This window comes from Stenotrophomonas sp. 24(2023) (assembly GCF_030913365.1).
Classification (GTDB): domain Bacteria; phylum Pseudomonadota; class Gammaproteobacteria; order Xanthomonadales; family Xanthomonadaceae; genus Stenotrophomonas.
Window position 1 is genome coordinate 3,684,305 of the sequence record NZ_CP133160.1, and the last position, 18,038, is coordinate 3,702,342.

The 18,038-nt window shown below is 68.5% G+C and carries 15 protein-coding genes; 8 read left to right on the plus strand and 7 right to left on the minus strand.

Annotated features, from left to right (window positions below; translation table 11 throughout):
- Positions 1 to 38: 38 nt before the first annotated feature.
- Positions 39 to 947, plus strand: coding sequence for a pyridoxal kinase (gene pdxY / locus Q9R17_RS16900; protein ID WP_308155742.1), 909 nt, complete (start codon positions 39 to 41; stop codon positions 945 to 947).
- A complete protein-coding gene (locus Q9R17_RS16905; protein WP_308155743.1) occupies positions 944 to 2,059 on the plus strand; it encodes a prephenate dehydrogenase in 1,116 nt (371 codons plus the stop codon). Before pdxY ends, Q9R17_RS16905 begins: the two co-directional genes overlap by 4 nt.
- Before the next feature lie 193 nt (positions 2,060 to 2,252).
- On the opposite strand, the gene Q9R17_RS16910 is transcribed toward Q9R17_RS16905, so the two are convergent.
- From Q9R17_RS16910 to Q9R17_RS16930, 5 genes are all read right to left on the minus strand, one after another.
- Positions 2,253 to 2,447: a hypothetical protein gene (locus Q9R17_RS16910; protein WP_308155744.1), complete on the minus strand. Its 195-nt coding sequence runs from the start codon at positions 2,445 to 2,447 to the stop codon at positions 2,253 to 2,255.
- Between the two features lie 70 nt (positions 2,448 to 2,517).
- Positions 2,518 to 4,287, minus strand: coding sequence for an ABC transporter transmembrane domain-containing protein (locus tag Q9R17_RS16915; RefSeq protein WP_308155745.1), 1,770 nt, complete (start codon positions 4,285 to 4,287; stop codon positions 2,518 to 2,520).
- Between the two features lie 2 nt (positions 4,288 to 4,289).
- Positions 4,290 to 4,877 (minus strand): YigZ family protein, encoded by a 588-nt coding sequence (locus tag Q9R17_RS16920; RefSeq protein ID WP_308155746.1) that lies wholly within the window; start codon positions 4,875 to 4,877, stop codon positions 4,290 to 4,292.
- Positions 4,878 to 4,929: 52 nt separating this feature from the next.
- Complete coding sequence (locus Q9R17_RS16925; protein ID WP_308155747.1) at positions 4,930 to 5,886, minus strand: hypothetical protein; 957 nt, start codon at positions 5,884 to 5,886, stop codon at positions 4,930 to 4,932.
- Positions 5,883 to 6,437, minus strand: coding sequence for an RNA polymerase sigma factor (locus Q9R17_RS16930; protein ID WP_308155748.1), 555 nt, complete (start codon positions 6,435 to 6,437; stop codon positions 5,883 to 5,885). Before Q9R17_RS16930 ends, Q9R17_RS16925 begins: the two co-directional genes overlap by 4 nt.
- Before the next feature lie 298 nt (positions 6,438 to 6,735).
- Here Q9R17_RS16930 and Q9R17_RS16935 point away from each other — a divergent pair, with 298 nt between their 5' ends.
- Entirely contained in the window at positions 6,736 to 9,504 is a 2,769-nt protein-coding gene (locus Q9R17_RS16935) for a bifunctional diguanylate cyclase/phosphodiesterase (RefSeq protein ID WP_308158366.1), read from the plus strand.
- A 19-nt stretch (positions 9,505 to 9,523) separates the two neighbouring features.
- Here Q9R17_RS16935 and Q9R17_RS16940 read toward each other — a convergent pair whose 3' ends face one another.
- Together Q9R17_RS16940 and Q9R17_RS16945 are read right to left on the minus strand one after the other, a co-directional pair.
- Positions 9,524 to 10,117 (minus strand): TIGR00730 family Rossman fold protein, encoded by a 594-nt coding sequence (locus tag Q9R17_RS16940; protein ID WP_308155749.1) that lies wholly within the window; start codon positions 10,115 to 10,117, stop codon positions 9,524 to 9,526.
- Positions 10,118 to 10,273: 156 nt separating this feature from the next.
- Positions 10,274 to 11,770: an aminotransferase class III-fold pyridoxal phosphate-dependent enzyme gene (locus tag Q9R17_RS16945; RefSeq protein ID WP_308155750.1), complete on the minus strand. Its 1,497-nt coding sequence runs from the start codon at positions 11,768 to 11,770 to the stop codon at positions 10,274 to 10,276.
- Between the two features lie 210 nt (positions 11,771 to 11,980).
- On the opposite strand from Q9R17_RS16945, the gene queA reads away from it, so the two are divergent.
- From queA to secF, 5 genes are all read left to right on the plus strand, one after another.
- Positions 11,981 to 13,048, plus strand: a complete 1,068-nt coding sequence (gene queA, locus Q9R17_RS16950; RefSeq protein WP_308158367.1) for a tRNA preQ1(34) S-adenosylmethionine ribosyltransferase-isomerase QueA — start codon at positions 11,981 to 11,983, stop codon at positions 13,046 to 13,048.
- A 69-nt stretch (positions 13,049 to 13,117) separates the two neighbouring features.
- Positions 13,118 to 14,248: a tRNA guanosine(34) transglycosylase Tgt gene (gene tgt, locus Q9R17_RS16955; protein ID WP_308155751.1), complete on the plus strand. Its 1,131-nt coding sequence runs from the start codon at positions 13,118 to 13,120 to the stop codon at positions 14,246 to 14,248.
- Positions 14,249 to 14,381: 133 nt separating this feature from the next.
- The gene (yajC, locus tag Q9R17_RS16960; protein WP_308155752.1) at positions 14,382 to 14,726 is read left to right on the plus strand and encodes a preprotein translocase subunit YajC; all 345 of its coding nucleotides are present in this window, start codon (positions 14,382 to 14,384) and stop codon (positions 14,724 to 14,726) included.
- Positions 14,727 to 14,787: 61 nt separating this feature from the next.
- Entirely contained in the window at positions 14,788 to 16,644 is a 1,857-nt protein-coding gene (secD, locus tag Q9R17_RS16965) for a protein translocase subunit SecD (RefSeq protein WP_308155753.1), read from the plus strand.
- 16 nt (positions 16,645 to 16,660) lie between these two features.
- Positions 16,661 to 17,641 (plus strand): protein translocase subunit SecF, encoded by a 981-nt coding sequence (gene secF / locus Q9R17_RS16970; protein WP_308155754.1) that lies wholly within the window; start codon positions 16,661 to 16,663, stop codon positions 17,639 to 17,641.
- Positions 17,642 to 18,038 lie beyond the last annotated feature (397 nt).

The window sequence follows — 18,038 nt, forward strand, 5'->3', positions numbered from 1 at the left end:
AGCCCTGCCGAAAACCCCCTTGGGCGTAGAATGCGGGCATGAGCGAATCCCTCGACAACCACCTGGTCCACGGCCGCCGCCAGCGGCCCGACGGGCCCTCGCCGATCGATGTCATTTCGGTCCAGTCGCAACTGGTGTACGGCCATGCCGGCAACAGCGCCGCGGTACCACCGCTGCGCGCGCTGGGCGTGCGGGTGGCGGAAATCCCGACCACGCTGCTGAGCAATGCCCCGTTCTACGACACCACCCGGGGCCGCGTGCTGCCCAGCGACTGGTTCGCCGACCTGCTGCGCGGCACCGCCGAACGCGGCCTGCCACAGCGCGCGAAGATGCTGGTATCCGGCTACTTCGGCAGCGTCGGCAACGGCGCGGCCTTTGCCGACTGGCTGGATGCGGTGCTGCCGGCCTGCCCGCAGCTGCGCTACTGCCTGGACCCGGTCATCGGCGATACCCACACCGGTCCCTACGTGGAGCCCGGGTTGGAGGCGATCTTCGCCGAGCGGCTGCTGCCGCATGCGTGGCTGGTCACCCCCAACGCCTTCGAACTGGGCCGCCTGACCGGCCTGCCGGCGCTGGCCGAAGCCGATGCCATCGCTGCAGCACGGGTGCTGCTGGCACGCGGCCCGCAGTGGGTGCTGGCACACAGCGTGGGCGGTGCCCCCGGTGAACTGGTCACCCTGGCGGTCAGCGCGCAGGAAACCTGGCGCTGGACCTCGCCGCTGCTGCCGGTGGATGTGGCCGGCACCGGCGATGTGCTGATGGCGCTGATCGTGGCCTTCCTGCTGCGCGGCGAAACCATGCAGCAGGCCATCTCCCGGGCGGTGGCCGGTACCCATGCCGCGCTTGAAGCAACACTGGCCCACGGCTACGAGGAATTTGACGTGCTGTCCGCGGCGCCGGCGGCGCTGGCCGATGCCAATCGTTTCCGTGCCGAGCGCATCGCATGAGCGCAGCCCCCCGTATCGTGGGCATCGTCGGCAGCGACGGTGCCTACGGCCGCTGGCTGGCCCGCTTCTTCCGCGAGCGCATGCAGCTGCAGGTGATCGGCCATGATCCGGCCGACCCGGGCTCGCATTCGCCGGACATGCTGCTGGAGCAGGCCGACGTGCTGGTGTTCTCCGCGCCGATCCGGCACACGCCCGCCCTGATCGCCGAGTACGTGCAGCGCTCGGCAGGGCGTGAACAGGGGCGGTTGTGGCTGGACGTGACCTCGGTGAAGGAGGCGCCGGTGCAGGCCATGCTCACCTCCCACGCCGAGGTGGTCGGCCTGCATCCGATGACCGCACCGCCCAAGGCGCCGACGCTGAAGGGTCGGGTGATGGTGGTCTGCGAGGCGCGCCTGCAGGCCTGGCAGCCGTGGGTACAGGCGCTGTGTGCTGCGCTGCAGGCCGAGTGTGTGCAGGCCACGCCCGATCACCACGACCAGGTGATGGCGCTGGTGCAGGCCATGGTCCACGCCAGCCACCTCGCGCAGGCCGGCGTGCTGCGCGAGTACCAGCCGCAGCTGGGTGCGCTGGCCGCACTGATGCCCTACCGTTCGGCCTCGTTCGAACTGAACACGGCGATCATCGCCCGCATCCTCTCGCTCAACCCGGCCATCTATGAGGACATCCAGTTCGGCAACCCCTATGTGGCGCCGATGCTGGAACGCCTGGTGGGGCAGCTGCGCGCGCTGCAGGCGCAGGTCGGGCAGGGCGATGATGCCGCGCGTGCAGCCTTCCGCCAGCAGCTGCTGGCCGACAACCAGGCCGCCTTCGGGCCGCAGGTACTGGCCGAGGGCAACTACACCTTCGAGCGGGTCGGCTATCTGCTGGCCGACCTGACCGAAACCAACGCGCTGTCGGTGCATCTGCCCGAGGACCGCCCGGGTTCACTGCGTGAACTGCTGCATGTGTTCGAGCAGCATGGCATCAGCCTGGCGTCGATCCATTCCTCGCGCACGCCAGGCGGCGAAGTACATTTCCGCATCGGTTTCGTTGCCGGTACGCCGGTGCAGGCCGTGGATGCAGCGGCTGCCGAGGTCGATGCCAGCGGCATCGGCCGGGTACTGCCACGCTGACACCGGGGCAATCATCCACAGGTGGTGTGGATGAGCGCTGCGCAAACATGTGGATAACCCGTGGCAGCCCTTGCCGGGAAAGGCTGTCAAGATGGCTGGCGAAAAATTGGCCAGTCCTGTGCGGCAGCGCCGGGCCCTGCCCGGCGCGCGCAGCGGCCAGGCCGCGCGGGCCGATGGCCGTGCCCACTTCCGATCAGAGGGTCAAGCGCAGTTCGCCACCCTCGGTGCTGAATTCGCGCCCGTTGCGCACCAGCGCACGCCCGTCATCGAGCTCGTAGCGTGGCGTCGCATCGCTGCCGTGGCTGATGGCAGCTGGTTCCGGCTTGAATTCGAGAATGATGTGGCTGTCGCCATTGTGATCGGTGGCGGGAAACTGGCGGAACGACATGGCGACCTCCTGTGGGCAGCCGGTGGCGGTACACGGCCAGCCTGCGCTGGCCGTTGTTAGCGCCCTGTCGTCAATCGATGAACTGCAGGCGGGCCAGTTCAGCGTACAGCCCGTCTTCGGCCAGCAGCTGCGCGTGCGTCCCCTGGGCGATGATGCGCCCGTGGTCCATCACCACGATGCGGTCGGCCTTGAGCACGGTGGCCAGGCGGTGGGCGATGACCAGCGTGGTGCGCCCGGCCATCAACCGTTCCAGCGCCTGCTGCACGCTGCGTTCGCTCTGTGCGTCCAGGGCGCTGGTGGCTTCGTCCAGCAGCAGGATCGGTGCATCCTTGAGCAGGGCACGAGCAATGGCGATGCGTTGCTGCTGGCCACCGGACAGGCGTGCGCCGCGCTCCCCCAGTTCGCTGTCATAGCCCTGCGGCAGCGCACGCAGGAACTCATCGGCTTCGGCGGCGCGCGCGGCCTGTTCCACCTCGGCATCGCTGGCCTCCAGCCGCCCATAGCGGATGTTGTCGCGGGCACTGGCGGCGAACAGGGTCGGTTGCTGCGGCACCAGCGCCAGCTGTGCGCGCAGTGCGGCAGGGTCCAGCAGGCGCACATCGCTGCCATCCACGCTGACCGTGCCGGAGGCCGGGTCGTGGAAGCGCAGCAGCATCGACAGCACCGTGCTCTTGCCGGCGCCGGACGGGCCAACCAGGGCAACGGTTTCGCCGGGACGCACGTGCAGGTCGAAATGGTCCAGCGCGGCCTGGTCGGGGCGCTGCGGATAATGGAAGACCACATCGTCGAAACGGATCTCGCCACGCAGCGGCGCCGGCAGGGTGGCAGGCTGTTCCGGGGCCTGGATCTGCACGCGTTCCTGCAGCAGCTCGCTGATGCGGCCCATGCCGCCGGCCGCGCGCTGCAGCTCGTTCCACACCTCGGCCAGGGCGCCGACCGAGCCGCCACCGATCAGGGCGTACAGCACGAACTGGCCCAGCGTACCGGCGCTCAGGCGGCCATCGACCACATCGTGGGCGCCCAGCCACAGCACGCCGACGATGGCGCCGAAGATCAGCAGGATCGCTGCGGCCGTCACCACCGACTGTGCGCGGATGCGCGTGCGGGCGGCGCCGATGGCATCGCCCAGCGCACGCTCGAAGCGGCCGCGCTCGTAGGGCTCGCGCGCGTGGGCCTGCACGGTGCGCACCGCTCCCAGGGTTTCGGCGGCCAGGCTGTTGGCATCGGCGATGCGGTCCTGGCTGGCACGCGAGACCGCGCGCAGCTTGCGCGAACCGATGATGATCGGCAGCACCGCCAGCGGAATCCCCAGCAGCGTCCACGCCGCCAGCCGCGGGCTGGTGACGAACAGCATGCCCAGGCTGCCGACCACGGTGACGCTGCTGCGCAGGGCCACGGACATCGTCGAGCCGATCACGCTGCGCAGCAGCTCACTGTCGGCGGTCAGGCGCGAGACCAGTTCACCGCTGCGGTTGCGGTCATGGAAGCCGGCATCGAGCTGGATCAGATGGGCGTACAGCTGGCTGCGCAGGTCGGCGACCACTTTCTCGCCCAGCAGCGAGACAAAAAAGAAGCGCGCGGCGGTGCCCAGCGCCATCACCACGGCCACCGCCATCAGCAGGGCGAAGGCCTGGTTGATCTGCTGGCCGCCGCCGCTGAAGCCGTTGTCGATCATCTGCTTGACCGCCGGCGGCATGCTCAGGGTGGCCGCCGAGGACACCGCCAGGGCAATCAGCCAGGCCACGAACAGGCCGCGATGGCGGCGCACGAACGGCCACAGCGTGCGCAGGCTGCCGAGGCGGCGTAGCGGCGGGGCGGGGGAAGCGTCCTTGTCAGTCATGCTCAGGCATCATCACGGAAACGGATACGGTCACGAGTGGCGTCGCGCAGACGCATTTTCAATGCATCGACCTGGTCCCGGGGCAGGCTGACCTGCAGGCGCACGCCCTGCGCATCGAACTGTTCATCCTGTTTGTCGGCACCGTGTGCGGCCAGGGCGGCATGCAGGGCGCCCAGATCCTCGAATCCGGCCATCAGCTGCAGCTGTGCCAGGGCCACCAGGGGCTGGCGCGGCGCCGTGCGCAGGCATTCGGCTGCCGTGCCGCCATAGGCCCGCACCAGGCCGCCGGCGCCGAGCTTGATGCCACCGTACCAGCGGGTGACCACCACCATCACCTGGTCGAAGCCCTGGCCATCGATGGCGGCCAGGATCGGCCGGCCCGCAGTGCCGGAGGGTTCGCCGTCATCGCTGGACCGGTAATCCTGTCCATGACGGTAGGCCCAGCAGTTGTGGGTAGCATCGGCCACGGCGACCTGCTGCAGGAACGCCAGGGCATGGGCCGGGCCGTCGATCGGTGCCGCGTGGGCCGTGAAACGGCTGTGCTTGATTTCCAGGCTGTGGCTGACAGCGGTGGCGAGGGTGTCGGACATCCCCGCCATTCTACGGCCTGCCTGCATGGCAGGTCGCCGGCGCAGCGCCGGGCTAGTCGTCCAGCAACGGGCGCAGGTCCCGGGGCAGGCGCGCTTCCGGATACTGCTGCAGGTAACGCTCCAGGCTGGCACGGGCCAGGTCACGCTGGCCGGCATCACGGCGGTCGCGGATCTTGCGCAGCCACTGGCGGCGCGCCAGCTGTGCATCGGCAGCGATCTCGCTCTGCACGGCCTCGGCGCTGAGCGCCCCGGCGGCACTGCGGCGCATGACCCCCGGGGCTGCCAACGGCCGGGACTGCTTGGCGGCCACGGCGGCGGCGCTCCCTGTGGCACGGTCCATCGCCACACTGTCGGCCATGTCCGCCGCGGCCGGTGGGGGGGCCACGGCGGCCAGTTCGGGCGCTGGCACCGGCGCTGCATAGGCGGCCGATGCAGCGGGCGCCGGTGGCGCCGGTGGTGCCGGCGGGGACGGGGGGGCGACGCTGCGCTCGGCCATCCGGGGGCGCTGCACCGGTGCGGCGGGTTCGGCCGGCGGTGGCGGGGCGGGCGCGGCATGGCGGGCCATGGGGGCAGGCGGGGGCGGGGGCGCGGCGTCCGCTGCGGCAGGTGCCGCCGGAGCGGCCTCCACGCGGGCGCTTGCCATCTCGGCGGCGGCCGGGGCATCCGTCGTGGCGGCGACATCGGCGGCTGCCTGGGGAGTGGTGTCGTCGCGTGCGGCGTCCGGTGCTGTCAGGCGGGGCGCTTCGGGGCGCAGCTGCCAGGCCAGCCCCACGGCGAACACCACCGAGGCGGCCACGCCGAACACGGCCGGCCAGCGTGGGCGCTTCCGCACGGCGCGCTGTACCGGCGCGGTATCGCGGCGGGCAGGCGCAGGCGTGCCTTCGGTGGCGGCGCGCGCAGCGGCCAGGATCGCCGCATCCAGCGCAGGCGGCGGGGCCTTGTCGCCCGCGCGCCCGAGCAGGCGCGCCAGGTCGCGTTCTTCCGGCGTCAGTGGTTCGTTTGCGTTCATGGGTTCAACCCCGACCGCAGCTTGTCCATCGCATAGCGCAGCCGCGATTTCACTGTTTCCCGGCCAACGCCGGTGATCTGCCCGATTTCCTCCAGGCTCAGTTCCTGTTCCAGCCGCAGGGCCAGCACTTCACGCTGTTCCGGCGGCAGTTGTTCCATTGCCAGCTGGATGCGCCGGCGCTGCTCGAAGTCGGACAGTTCCGCTTCCGGGGTCTGTCCGTCTTCCAGCGCGGCCAGCCGCAGGTCGGCGTCGGCCGGCGCCGCTGGCCGATGGCGCGAGGCACGCCAGTGGTCATTGAGGCGGTTGTGGGCGATGCGGAACAGCCAGGTGGTGAAGGCTGCCTCCGGCTGCCAGCCGGCACGGGCGCTGATGACCCGCTGCCACACGTCCTGGAACAGTTCTTCGGCCAGGGCGCTGTCGCGCAGCTGGCGCAGCAGGAACCCGAACAGGCGCTTGCGGTGGCGGCTGTACAACGCTTCGAACGCCTGCAGGTCGCCACCGGCCCAGGCCAGCATCAAGGCTTCATCGGTTGGCAGGGCAGTGGCGTCCACGGCGCACAGCGTAGCGGCTGGACACGGTGGCGCATAGCCATGGCAGGCGGGGGAGCGGGTGGGCAGCATGCGGGGGGCCATCGGTATTCACCCGTAACAACGCGCCAGCGCACACAATGGGGTTGCCGGGCTTCCATTGCCCCCCCATCGGCGCGTTATGCTCGACAATTCAGGGGGAGGTGCCGGGCTTCCGGTGCCATGAGATGTCCATTTGTCCAAACAGCCAGCCAGTGCGCAGGATGAGCCGCAACGCGATGCCGTGGTGTCGGAGGCATTGCTGCAGGCGTTGCATGCCCTGATGCCCGGACCGGGCCGGCTGACGGCCGGCTGGGACGAGGCCCGGCTGGGCCGCGGCCAGCGCAGCTACCCCGATGATGGAAGCCTGCCTGCCCTGGACCCGTGGGCCGGTGCGGCCGCAGGCGGCGGCGCGATTCCACGCGAGCACTGGATGCATGACGGTGCGCGGTTCGTGCTGGCGGTGGAAGGTGCCTCACCGGCCGCTTCGTGGTGGGCGCTGGCGCGGCTGGCCATGGAACTGGCGCTGCAACGGGGCCGCCAGGCCGGGCAGATCCGCGCACTGGAAGATGCCGAACGGTTGCAGCAGGCACTGTTCCAGATTGCCGACCTGGCGGGTGCGGACCTGGAGATGGGGCAGATGCTGCACCGCGTGCACGGCGTGCTCAACACGCTGATGTATGCGCAGAACTGCTACATCGTCGAGTACGACGATGTTCGCCGGCGCATCCGCTTCCTGTACTTCGCCGACCAGCTCGACGATTTCGTGGCCGACCCCGAACGGTTCTACGAAGAACGGGAAATGCCGCGCAGCCTGACGTTCGCCCTGCTGCGCCACGGGCGGCCGCTCAGTGGCCCGTCACGCGAACTGCTGGCGCGCGAGCACGAATCGCCCGACCCGCAGCGCGGCCCGGAAAGCCTGGACTGGCTGGGCGTGCCGATGCTGCGCGATGGGCGGGTGTCCGGTGCCATCGTGGTGCAGAGCTACGAGCACCGGGGGCGCTATGGCGAATCCGAGCGGGCGCTGCTGGGGTTTGTCGCCCAGCACATCCAGACCGCGATGGACCGGCGCCAGGCGCAGGTACAGCTGGAACGCCAGGTCGAACGGCGCACCCAGGAGCTGCAGCGCGCCAACAGCAACCTGCAGGATGAGGTGTTCGAGCGCCGCCGGGCCGAGAAGCTGCAGACGGCGCTGTTCAACATCGCCGGCATGGCGATGTCCGCCGAGAGCCTGGAACAGTATTACGGGCAGGTGCACGGGGTCGTTGGCAGCCTGCTCGATGCCCGCAATTTCTATATCGCCCTGGTCAATGCCGCTGGCGATGGCCTGGAGTTCGTCTATTCGGTGGACGAGTACACCCCCGCACGGGCGCCGCGGCGCTTCAGCGACGGGCTGACCGAATACGTGGTGCGCAACCGCGTGCCGCTGCTGGCCTCGGCCGCGAAGATCGCCGCGCTCAACGCCAGCGGCGAGGTGCGGGCCTCGGGCGTGCGCGCCCGCTGCTGGCTGGGCGTGCCGCTGCTGCGTGACGACGAAGCGGTGGGCGTGATCGTGGTGCAGAGCTACAGCGATGCGGTTGGTTTCACGGTGCATGACCAGCGGCTGCTGACGTTCGTGGCGCAGAACATCGGGACGGGCCTGGCCCGCCAGCGCGACCAGCAGCGGCTGCGGCTGGCCCATGCCGAGCTGGAAAAGCGGGTGGAAGAACGTACCCGCGAACTGGCCGAGGTGAACGAGAAACTGCTCGGGCAGATCGCCGAGCGCCTGCGCGCCGAGCAGCGGCTGACCCACCAGGCCATGCATGATGCGCTGACCGGGCTGCCCAACCGCCTGCACCTGCTCGACCGCCTGGACGATGCGCTGCTGCGGGCGCGCAGCAGCGACGGGGCGATATTCGCGATGCTGTTCCTGGACCTGGACCGCTTCAAGCTGGTCAATGACAGCATCGGCCACGCCGCAGGCGACCGCATGCTGGTGGAGGTCGCCAAGCGCATCGTGTCGATGGTCGGGCCCGATGATGTGGTTGCCCGGCTGGGCGGCGATGAGTTCGCCGTGCTGCTGCAGTGCCCACAGGGGTTGGTGCAGGCGCTGGATTTCGGCCAGCGGCTGTTGCTGGCGCTGCAGGAATCGATGTGGGTGGCTGGGCGTGAGCTGTTCCCGTCCGGCAGCCTGGGCATCGCCCTGTGGAACCCGCGCTATCGCAACGGCGAGGAGCTGCTGCGCGATGCCGACGCGGCCATGTACCGGGCCAAGGCGCAGGGCCAGGACCGCTGCGCGATCTTCGACGAAGACATGCGCGAGCAGGCCATGCGCAGCCTGGACCTGGAAGCCGACCTGCGGCGGGCGATCAACAACCGCGATTTCATTCCCTACTACCAGCCGATCGTGCGCCTGGTCGATGGGGTGGTGGTGGGCCATGAAGCCCTGCTGCGCTGGCAGCATGAGCGCCGTGGCGTGCTGCCACCCAGCGCCTTCCTCGACCTGGGCGAGGAAAGCGGCCTGATCGAGCAGGTGGACTGGCTGCTCTACGAACAGGTGATCGCCACCCTGGCCCGTGGCGGCCATGGCTACGTATCGGTGAACGTGTCACCGCGGCATTTCCGTTCGGTCGATTTCACCGAGCGCCTGTTCGGCCTGGTCGAAGCCTTCGACGCCGATCCCCGCCGGCTGCGGCTGGAGATCACCGAAGTGGCGCTGCTCGATGATGGCCCGCGTACCCTGCGCATCCTGCAGGCCCTGCGCGAACGCGGCATCCAGGTGCAGCTGGATGATTTCGGCACGGGCTTCTCCGCGCTGTCCTACCTGCACCGTTTCCCGATCAATACGCTGAAGATCGACCAGAGCTTCATCGCCGGCCTGCACGGCGAAACGCAGAGCACCCGCGCACTGGTACAGGGCGTGATCTCGCTGGCGCGCACGCTGGGCATCGAGACGATCGGTGAGGGCATCGAAACCGAGGCCCAGCGCAACACGCTGCAGGAGCTGGACTGCGATTACGGCCAGGGCTACCTGCTGGGGCGCCCCGGGCCGTGGTCGGCGGCGACGGCCTGAGCCGTCGCGCCGGGCCGGATCAACGCAGCGCGGCGCGGCGCTTCTCGTCGATCCACTTGGAGGCCTGGGCCGGCTGGTAGTTCTTCATCCAGGCCAGCATGTCCTCGATGTCCGAGCCGTACCACAGGTCCTGGCGCTGCTCCGGGTGCAGGAAGCGCTCTTCGACCATGCGGTCGATCATGCCGATCAGCGGGGCATAGAAGCCGTCCACGTCCAGGAACGCGCAGGGCTTGTTGCCGATGCCCAGCTGGCGCCAGGTCAGCATCTCGAAGATTTCTTCCATCGTGCCGAAGCCACCCGGCAGGGCAACGAAGCCGTCGGCCAGGTCGAACATGCGCGACTTGCGCTCATGCATCGAGCCGACGATCTCCAGCTCGGTCAGCCCGCGGTGGGCGACTTCCCAGTCGGCCAGCTGGCGCGGGATCACGCCGGTCACTTCACCGCCGGCGGCCAGCACGGCATTGGCCACGGTGCCCATCAGGCCGACGTTGCCGCCGCCATAGACCAGGCGCATGCCATCACGGGCGATGCGGTCGCCCAGGGCAATGGCGCGCTCGGTGTAGGCCGGCTTGCTGCCGGCGTTGGAACCACAGTACACACAGATCGACTTCATGGAAGTTCCTGTCTTGGCCGGAAACGAAAACGCCCCGTCGCTGCACGGCGGGGCCGCTCAGGGGACGGGGTGTCCGGACCATTATGCGCCTTCGGCGTGGCGCGTGCTCGATGACCCTGCCGCCAGGTACCCCGGGCGGCAGGGCGGGCGGCGGGGTCAGGCCGCCGCGGCCTGTTCCCGGCGCGGGCCTTCGCGCAGGGCCCGGCCGACCATGCCCACCAGCAGCTCGAGTTCTTCGCTGTCCATGCCGAAATGCGGGGTGAAACGCAGCGAATTCTCACCGCCGTGGATCACGTTGATGCCGTGCCGGCGCAGCCATTCTTCGGTTGAATTGGCGCCGTAGCACTTGAACTGCGGGGCCAGTTCGCAGGAGAACAGCAGGCCGGTGCCCTGCACCTTGGTGATCAGCCCGCCCAGCTCGGCCTTGAGCTGCTCCAGCCGGCGCACGGCTTCGGCGCCGCGTTCGGTGATGTTGGCACGCACCTGCGGGGTCAGCCCGGCCAGGGTGGCGCAGGCCACATCCAGGGCGCGCGGGTTGGCGGTCATCGTGTTGCCATAGATGCCCTTGCGGTACAGCTGCGCGGCATGCGCGGTCACGGCCAGTACCGACAGCGGGTACTGCGCGGCATTGAGGGCCTTGGAATAGGTTTCCATGTCCGGCGGATCCAGGCCCTCGAAGCCCGGGTAGTCCACCACCGACAGCATGCCGTGGGCGCGCAGGCCGGCCTGGATCGAATCGAGCAGCAGCAGGCTGCCGTGGGCGCGGGTCAGCTCGCGGGCCAGCGCATAGAACGCCGGCGGTACCGAGCGTCCCGGGTCGCCTTCGCCCATCACCGGCTCCAGGAACACGGCCTCGATGAACCACTGGTTGCGGGCGGCCTCGTCGAACACCCGGCGCAGGGCGGCTTCGTCATACGGCGGCACGGTGATGACCGAATCTTCGCCACGGTAGCTGGCCAGGTGCTGCACGTAGGTGCGGCGGCTGGAATCGGAATACAGCGCCGGGCGGTCGGTGCGGCCGTGGAAGCTGCCCTTGACCACGACGCGCTTGATGGCCGCCCCGGCGTGGCGGGCGCCCGGGTCGGTCTGCAGCTTAGCATTGACGTCGGCGATGCGCGCCGCCAGGCCGACGGCTTCGGAGCCGGAATTCAGGCACATGAAACGGGTGAACGGGCAGCCGCCGCGGCGCTGGCCGATCTCCGCGCGCAGGGCGGTGATGAAGCGGTGCTGCGCCAGGTTCGGGGTCATGATGTTGGCCATCACCTGCGGGCGTGCCATGGCCTCGATCACCGCGTCGGGCGTATGGCCGAAGCCGAGCATGCCGTAGCCGCCGGCGTCATACAGTACCGCGCCCTTGAGCGTGACCACCCACGGCCCGCAGGCGGCCAGCGCTACGTACGGGGTCACCGCATCGTCGGCATAGAAGTTGACGAAGCCGTCCTGCATCGCCTCGATCTGCGCATGCTCATCCAGCGCCAGCACGTCGCCCAGGCCGGCCTTGACCCGCTCGAATTCCGCAGCGGCGGCGTCCACGGCGTCCACCAGCTGCGGGTGTCGTTCCGCCAGGCGGGCCAGGGTGGTGTCGTCCAGGCCGGTGGTCAGGCGGGTGCCGGGCTGGGTGCGCAGGGGGGCGAGGCGTTCGATGAAGCTCATTGCAGATCTCCTGAAACGATGGGTCGCAGGTGCCCCTGAAAAGCAAAACGCGCGTCGACCGCGCGCTGGGGCAGGGCACATGCATCGGACTTCCGGTTCGATGCTAGCACTTGTTTTTTTGCGCGATAACCCCGCAATAAGCTGCTGCATAGCAGCATTTTGCGCGATGTTCGCGCGGGGGCGGGCCGCGCCGGTGGCGTGCGCCGTACAATGCGTGCCATTGCCGACCTGTTGCCAGCTGCCACCTTGAAGAAGTCCGATTTCCATTACGACCTGCCGGATGAACTGATCGCCCAGGCGCCGTTGGCCGAGCGTTCGGCCAGCCGCCTGATGCTGGTGCCGCCGGCCCCCGAAGCCTTCACCGACCTGCAGGTGCGCGACCTGCCGTCGCTGCTGCGGGAGGGTGATCTGCTGGTGTTCAACGACACCCGGGTGATCCCGGCCCGGCTGTTCGGGCAGAAGGCCAGCGGCGGCCGTGTGGAGATCCTGATCGAGCGCCTGCTCGGCGGGCAGCAGGCACGCGCGCAGGTCGGGGCCAGCAAGTCGCCCAAGGCCGGCAGCCGCATCGCCCTGGATGCCGGTGGCGAGGCCGAAGTGCTGGGCCGCGATGGCGAGTTCTATGTACTGCAGTTCCATGTGCCCGAGGCGCTGGAGCAGTGGCTGCTGCACGCCGGCCGCCTGCCGCTGCCGCCGTACATCCAGCGCGAGCCGGGCCTGGATGATCGCGAGCGCTACCAGACCGTGTTCGCCCGTGAAGTGGGCGCGGTCGCCGCACCGACCGCCGGGCTGCATTTCGACGAGCCGCTGCTGGCCGCGCTGCAGGCCCGCGGCGTGGCCTTCGGCCACGTCACCCTGCACGTCGGGGCGGGTACTTTCCAGCCGGTGCGCGCCGATGACCTGAAGGATCACGTGATGCACCGGGAGTGGCTGAACGTCGGTGCCGAACTGGTACAGCAGGTGCGGCGCACCCGGGCGGCCGGTGGCCGCGTGATCGGCGTGGGCACCACGGTGGTGCGCGCACTGGAAAGCGCCATGCGCGAGGGCGAACTGCTGCCGTTCGCCGGGGAGACGCAGATCTTCATCACCCCCGGTTACCGCATCCGCAGCGTGGACGCGATGGTGACCAATTTCCACCTGCCCGAAAGCACCCTGCTGATGATGATTTCCGCCTTCGCCGGCAAGGATCGGGTGTTCGAGGCCTACCGGCACGCCATTGCCCAGCGCTACCGCTTCTTCAGCTATGGCGATGCGATGCTGCTGTTCCCGCAGGCGGGGTAGGGCCCGCCGCTACCGGGAATGGCCGGTTTGGGGGGATAATGGACGACTATTTGCCTGAACGACCGCTCCATGTCCCGACTGCAGTTCCAGCTCAAGACCCGTGACGGCCGCGCCCGCCGTGGCCGCCTGACCTTCCCGCGTGGCACGGTGGAGACGCCGGCGTTCATGCCGGTCGGGACCTATGGCTCGGTCAAGGGCATCCTGCCGGACCAGGTGCGCGCGCTGGGGGCGGAAATCATCCTCGGCAACACCTTCCACCTGTACCTGCGCCCGGGCCTGGACATCATCGCCGACCACGGCGGCCTGCATGGCTTCTGCCAGTGGGATGGCCCGATCCTGACCGATTCCGGTGGCTTCCAGGTGTTCTCGCTGGCCCACCGCCGCAAGATCACCGAGCAGGGGGTGACCTTCTCCTCGCCGACCGACGGTGCCCGGGTCTTCCTGGGGCCGGAGGAGAGCATGAAGATCCAGAAGGTGCTCGATTCGGACGTGGTGATGATCTTCGACGAGTGCACCCCTTACCCGGCCACCGAAGACGTCGCCCGCCGTTCGATGGAGCTGAGCCTGCGCTGGGCCCAGCGCAGCCGCAACGCGCATGACGAACTGGGCAACGACGCGGCGCTGTTCGGCATCGTGCAGGGCGGCGTGCACACCGGCCTGCGCAGCCGTTCGGCCGACGCCCTGCAGCAGATCGGCTTCGATGGCTATGCCATCGGCGGCCTGGCCGTGGGCGAGCCCGAGCACGAGCGCAACGCCATGCTCGACCACCTGGACCCGGAACTGCCCGGCGACCGCCCGCGCTACCTGATGGGCGTGGGCCGGCCGGAGGACCTGGTGGAGGGCGTGGCCCGGGGCGTGGACATGTTCGACTGCGTGATGCCGACCCGCAACGCGCGCAACGGCCACTATTTCACCTCGTTCGGCACCGTCCGCATCCGCAATTCGCAGTACGCCCGGGACATGGACCCGATCGAGCCCGGCTGCGGCTGCGTGGCCTGCGCCGGCGGCTACACCCGTTCCTACCTGCGCCACCTGGACCGCTGCAACGAGATGCTGGCGCCCATGCTGGGCACCCTGCACAACCTGTTCTATTACGAGAAGCTCATGGCCGACATCCGCGCGGCCATCGAGGCGGGAACCTTCCTGGCCTTCCGCGAGTCCTTCTATTCAGCCCGCGGGGCGGTTGCCCCGGCCCTGTAGCCCGGGCCCCCCTGCCGAAGGGCCCGGGGACGAATGTCCGGGCCCGTGGCATACTTCAAGGCTGACCCAGATCCGCGGTCGACACCTCGTGCCCGTGAAACGGCCGAAGCGCCGCCCAACCAAAGGACCAACGATGAACCTGCTTGCCTTCCTGATCCCCGCCGCCCACGCCCAGTCCGCTGGTGGCCAGCCGCAGGGCATGGGCCTGACCACGCTGCTGTTCCCGATCATCCTGATCGCCATCATGTACTTCCTGATGATCCGCCCGCAGATGAAGCGGCAGAAGGAACACAAGGCCATGCTGGAGAAGATCAAGCGTGGCGACGAAGTGCTGACCAACGGCGGCATCGCCGGCGTGGTCACCGACATCGGCGACAACTTCATCACCGTCGAAGTGGCTGACAACGTGCGCATCCGCGTGCAGAAGGGCGCCGTCGGCAACGTGCTGCCGCCGGGCACCCTGAAGTCGGCCCAGTAAGCTCCTTCCTTTCCGAAGCACAACCGCGGCGCCGGGACTGGCGCCGCGCGGGACCCTAGCAATGCTCGAATTTCCACGCTGGAAGTACGTCGTCATCCTGATCGTACTGGCGCTCAGTGCGCTGTACGCGCTGCCCAACATCTACCAGAAGGACCCGGCCATCCAGATCACCGCCAACCGCGGCGGGCAGATCGACGATGCGCTGCGTGACCGTGTGCTGGCCGACCTGAAGACGGCGGGCATCACCACGATCGGTGCGGAGAAGGAAGGCGAGAGCCTGATCGTCCGCCTGCCGGACCTGAAGGCACAGTCCGCCGCCAGCGATGCACTGCGCGACAGCGTGGGCGAGAACTACACCGTGGCCCTGAACCTGGCCTCGACCGTGCCGGACTGGCTGGGCCGCCTGGGCGGTCGCCCGATGGTGCTGGGCCTGGACCTGCAGGGTGGCGTGCACTTCGTGCTGCAGGTCGACCAGAAGGCCGCGCTGGACAAGCGCCTGGATGCCTACACCGAAGACGTGCGCAGCACCCTGCGTGATGCCCGCATCGCCTACCAGTCGGTGGAGCGCCGCGCGGACAACACCATCGTCGCCAACCTGAGCCCTTCGGCCGGTGACGATGCCGGTGCCCGTGCACGTACCGCACTGGTCAAGGCCCAGCCGACGCTGAGCTATGACGTGACCGGCAACCGCATCACCGTGGCCGTGCCGGAGTCGGAAATCAGCCAGATCGCCAACGGGGCGATCGAGCAGAACATCAACACCCTGCGCAACCGCGTGAACCAGCTGGGCGTGGCCGAGCCGATCATCCAGCGCCAGGGTGCCGACCGCGTGGTCGTGCAGCTGCCGGGCGTGCAGGACACCGCCGAGGCCAAGCGCATGATCGGTGCCACCGCGACGCTGGAATACCGCGCCGTGGTTGAAGGCAATGCCCAGGATGCGATCGCTTCCGGCCGCATCCCGCCGGAAGCGAAGATCTACCAGCAGCGTGACGGCCGTGGCCCGATCATGCTGAACAAGCGCGTGATCGTCACCGGTGACCAGATGGTGGCCGCCCAGGCCGTCACCGACCAGAACAGCGGCGCCCCGGCGGTCAGCGTGACGCTGAACAACGTCGGCGGCCAGCGCATGTTCGATTTCACCAGCGCCAACGTGAACAAGCCGATGGCCGTGGTCTACACCGAGCGCGTGCCGACCGTGACCCAGGTCGATGGGCAGGAAGTGCGTGGCTTCAAGGTCAACGAGGAAGTGATCTCGGTGGCCAACATCAACGGCGTGTTCGGCAAGAACTTCCAGACCACCGGCCTGCAGAAGAAGGAGGCCGAGGACCTGGCCAAGCTGCTGAAGTCCGGCTCGCTGGCCGCGCCGATGGACTTCGTCGAAGAGCGCGTGGTCGGCCCGAGCCTGGGTGCGCAGAACGTCCAGAACGGCATGCGCGCGGTGGTGTTCGCGTTCCTGTTCACCCTGGTGTTCTTCAGCGTGTACTACCGCATGTTCGGCGTGATCACCTCGGCCGCGATGCTGTTCAACCTGCTGATCGTGGTGGCGGTGATGTCGCTGTTCGGCGCGACGATGACCCTGCCGGGTTTTGCCGGTCTGGCGCTGTCGGTCGGCCTGTCGGTGGACGCCAACGTGCTGATCAACGAACGCATCCGTGAGGAACTGCGCGCCGGCGTGCCGGGCAAGACCGCCATCGTGACCGGTTACGAGCGCGCCTCCGGCACCATCCTCGATGCGAACCTGACCGGCCTGATTGTCGGCCTGGCCCTGTTCGCCTTCGGTACCGGCCCGCTGAAGGGCTTCGCCCTGACCATGATCATCGGCATCTTCGCCTCCATGTTCACCGCGATCACCGTGTCGCGCGCGCTGGCGACGCTGATCTACGGCAGCCGCAAGAAGCTCCAGAACGTGGCCATCTGACGGGACGACACGCACAATGAAACTGTTTCCGCTGCACATCCTCCCGAACGACACCAAGATCGACTTCATGCGATGGCGCAATGCCGCCATGGTGGTCACCATCGTGTTGTTCCTGGCCTCGGTCGGCATCATTGCCTTCAAGGGCTTCAACTACGCGCTGGACTTCACCGGCGGCACCCTGATCGAAGCCCGCTTCGAGCGCCCGGTGGACGTCGAGCAGGTGCGTACCAAGCTGGAATCCAACGGCTTTGACGGTGCCCAGGTGCAGAGCTTCGGTGGCAACACCGACCTGCTGATCCGCCTGGCCCCGCATGGCGAGCATGCCCCGGGCAGTGGCGGCGCCAGCGCTGAGGACAAGGCCACCGCCGATGCGGTGCTCAAGGCCGTGTCCAGCGCTGACAACCCGGCCACCATCCTGCGCAACGAGTTCGTCGGCCCGCAGATCGGCAAGGACCTGGCCAAGAACGGCCTGTACGCCACCATCTTCATGCTGGCCGGCTTCCTGATCTACATCGCGGTGCGCTTTGAATGGAAGTTCGCCGTGACCGCCAGCATCGTGGCGCTGTTCGACCTGCTGGTCACGGTCGCCTACGTGTCCCTTCTGGGCCGCGAATTCGACCTGACGGTGCTGGCGGGCCTGCTGTCGGTGATGGGCTTTGCGATCAACGACATCATCGTGGTGTTCGACCGCGTGCGTGAAAACTTCCGCAGCCTGCGCGTGGAGCCGCTGGAAGTGCTGAACCGTTCGATCAACCAGACGCTGTCGCGTACGGTGATCACCGCGGTGATGTTCTTCCTGTCGGCCCTGGCGCTGTACATGTACGGCGGCAGCTCGATGGAAGGCCTGGCCGAGACGCACATGATCGGTGCCGTGATCGTGGTGCTGTCCTCGATCCTGGTGGCCGTGCCGATGCTGACCGTGGGCTTCCTGCGCGTGAGCAAGCAGGACCTGCTGCCCAAGGCCAAGGACGTGGAAGCGCTGGCGCGCCGCCCATAAGCCTTTGCTGCACGCAGCACACAGAGAACCCCGCGCAAGCGGGGTTTTTTGTTTGCAGGGCTGCGCCCTGCACCTGCCGGAGCAACCGCAACCGCAACAGCGGGCTATCCGTGGGATGGCGGGGTGGGTCCGGTTGCGGGGGACGCCGTAAATACGTCCCTGTAGGCTCGGTCGCGCCATCCATGGCGCTCACGCCCCCGCAACCGGACCCACCCCGCCTTCGACAGTTGGCCGCAATCGGTTGGTAGATCCACGCCATGCGTGGATCAATGCCAATCGACATCGAATAGTTCGATAGGTGATCGAAAGGCATCCACGCATGGCGTGGATCTACCCGATCACGAGGATCTGTCAGAGGTGGGGCGGTGTGGGGTGGCAGGACCGCAGGCGCCATGGA

Coding starts and splice junctions, on each gene's coding strand:
- pdxY (WP_308155742.1), top strand. CDS start 39: ATGAGCGAATCCCTCGACAACCACCTGGTCCACGGCCGCCGCCAGCGG.
- Q9R17_RS16905 (WP_308155743.1), top strand. CDS start 944: ATGAGCGCAGCCCCCCGTATCGTGGGCATCGTCGGCAGCGACGGTGCC.
- Q9R17_RS16910 (WP_308155744.1), bottom strand. CDS start 2,447: ATGTCGTTCCGCCAGTTTCCCGCCACCGATCACAATGGCGACAGCCAC.
- Q9R17_RS16915 (WP_308155745.1), bottom strand. CDS start 4,287: ATGACTGACAAGGACGCTTCCCCCGCCCCGCCGCTACGCCGCCTCGGC.
- Q9R17_RS16920 (WP_308155746.1), bottom strand. CDS start 4,877: ATGTCCGACACCCTCGCCACCGCTGTCAGCCACAGCCTGGAAATCAAG.
- Q9R17_RS16925 (WP_308155747.1), bottom strand. CDS start 5,886: ATGAACGCAAACGAACCACTGACGCCGGAAGAACGCGACCTGGCGCGC.
- Q9R17_RS16935 (WP_308158366.1), top strand. CDS start 6,736: ATGCCCGGACCGGGCCGGCTGACGGCCGGCTGGGACGAGGCCCGGCTG.
- Q9R17_RS16940 (WP_308155749.1), bottom strand. CDS start 10,117: ATGAAGTCGATCTGTGTGTACTGTGGTTCCAACGCCGGCAGCAAGCCG.
- Q9R17_RS16945 (WP_308155750.1), bottom strand. CDS start 11,770: ATGAGCTTCATCGAACGCCTCGCCCCCCTGCGCACCCAGCCCGGCACC.
- queA (WP_308158367.1), top strand. CDS start 11,981: ATGCGTGCCATTGCCGACCTGTTGCCAGCTGCCACCTTGAAGAAGTCC.
- tgt (WP_308155751.1), top strand. CDS start 13,118: ATGTCCCGACTGCAGTTCCAGCTCAAGACCCGTGACGGCCGCGCCCGC.
- yajC (WP_308155752.1), top strand. CDS start 14,382: ATGAACCTGCTTGCCTTCCTGATCCCCGCCGCCCACGCCCAGTCCGCT.
- secD (WP_308155753.1), top strand. CDS start 14,788: ATGCTCGAATTTCCACGCTGGAAGTACGTCGTCATCCTGATCGTACTG.
- secF (WP_308155754.1), top strand. CDS start 16,661: ATGAAACTGTTTCCGCTGCACATCCTCCCGAACGACACCAAGATCGAC.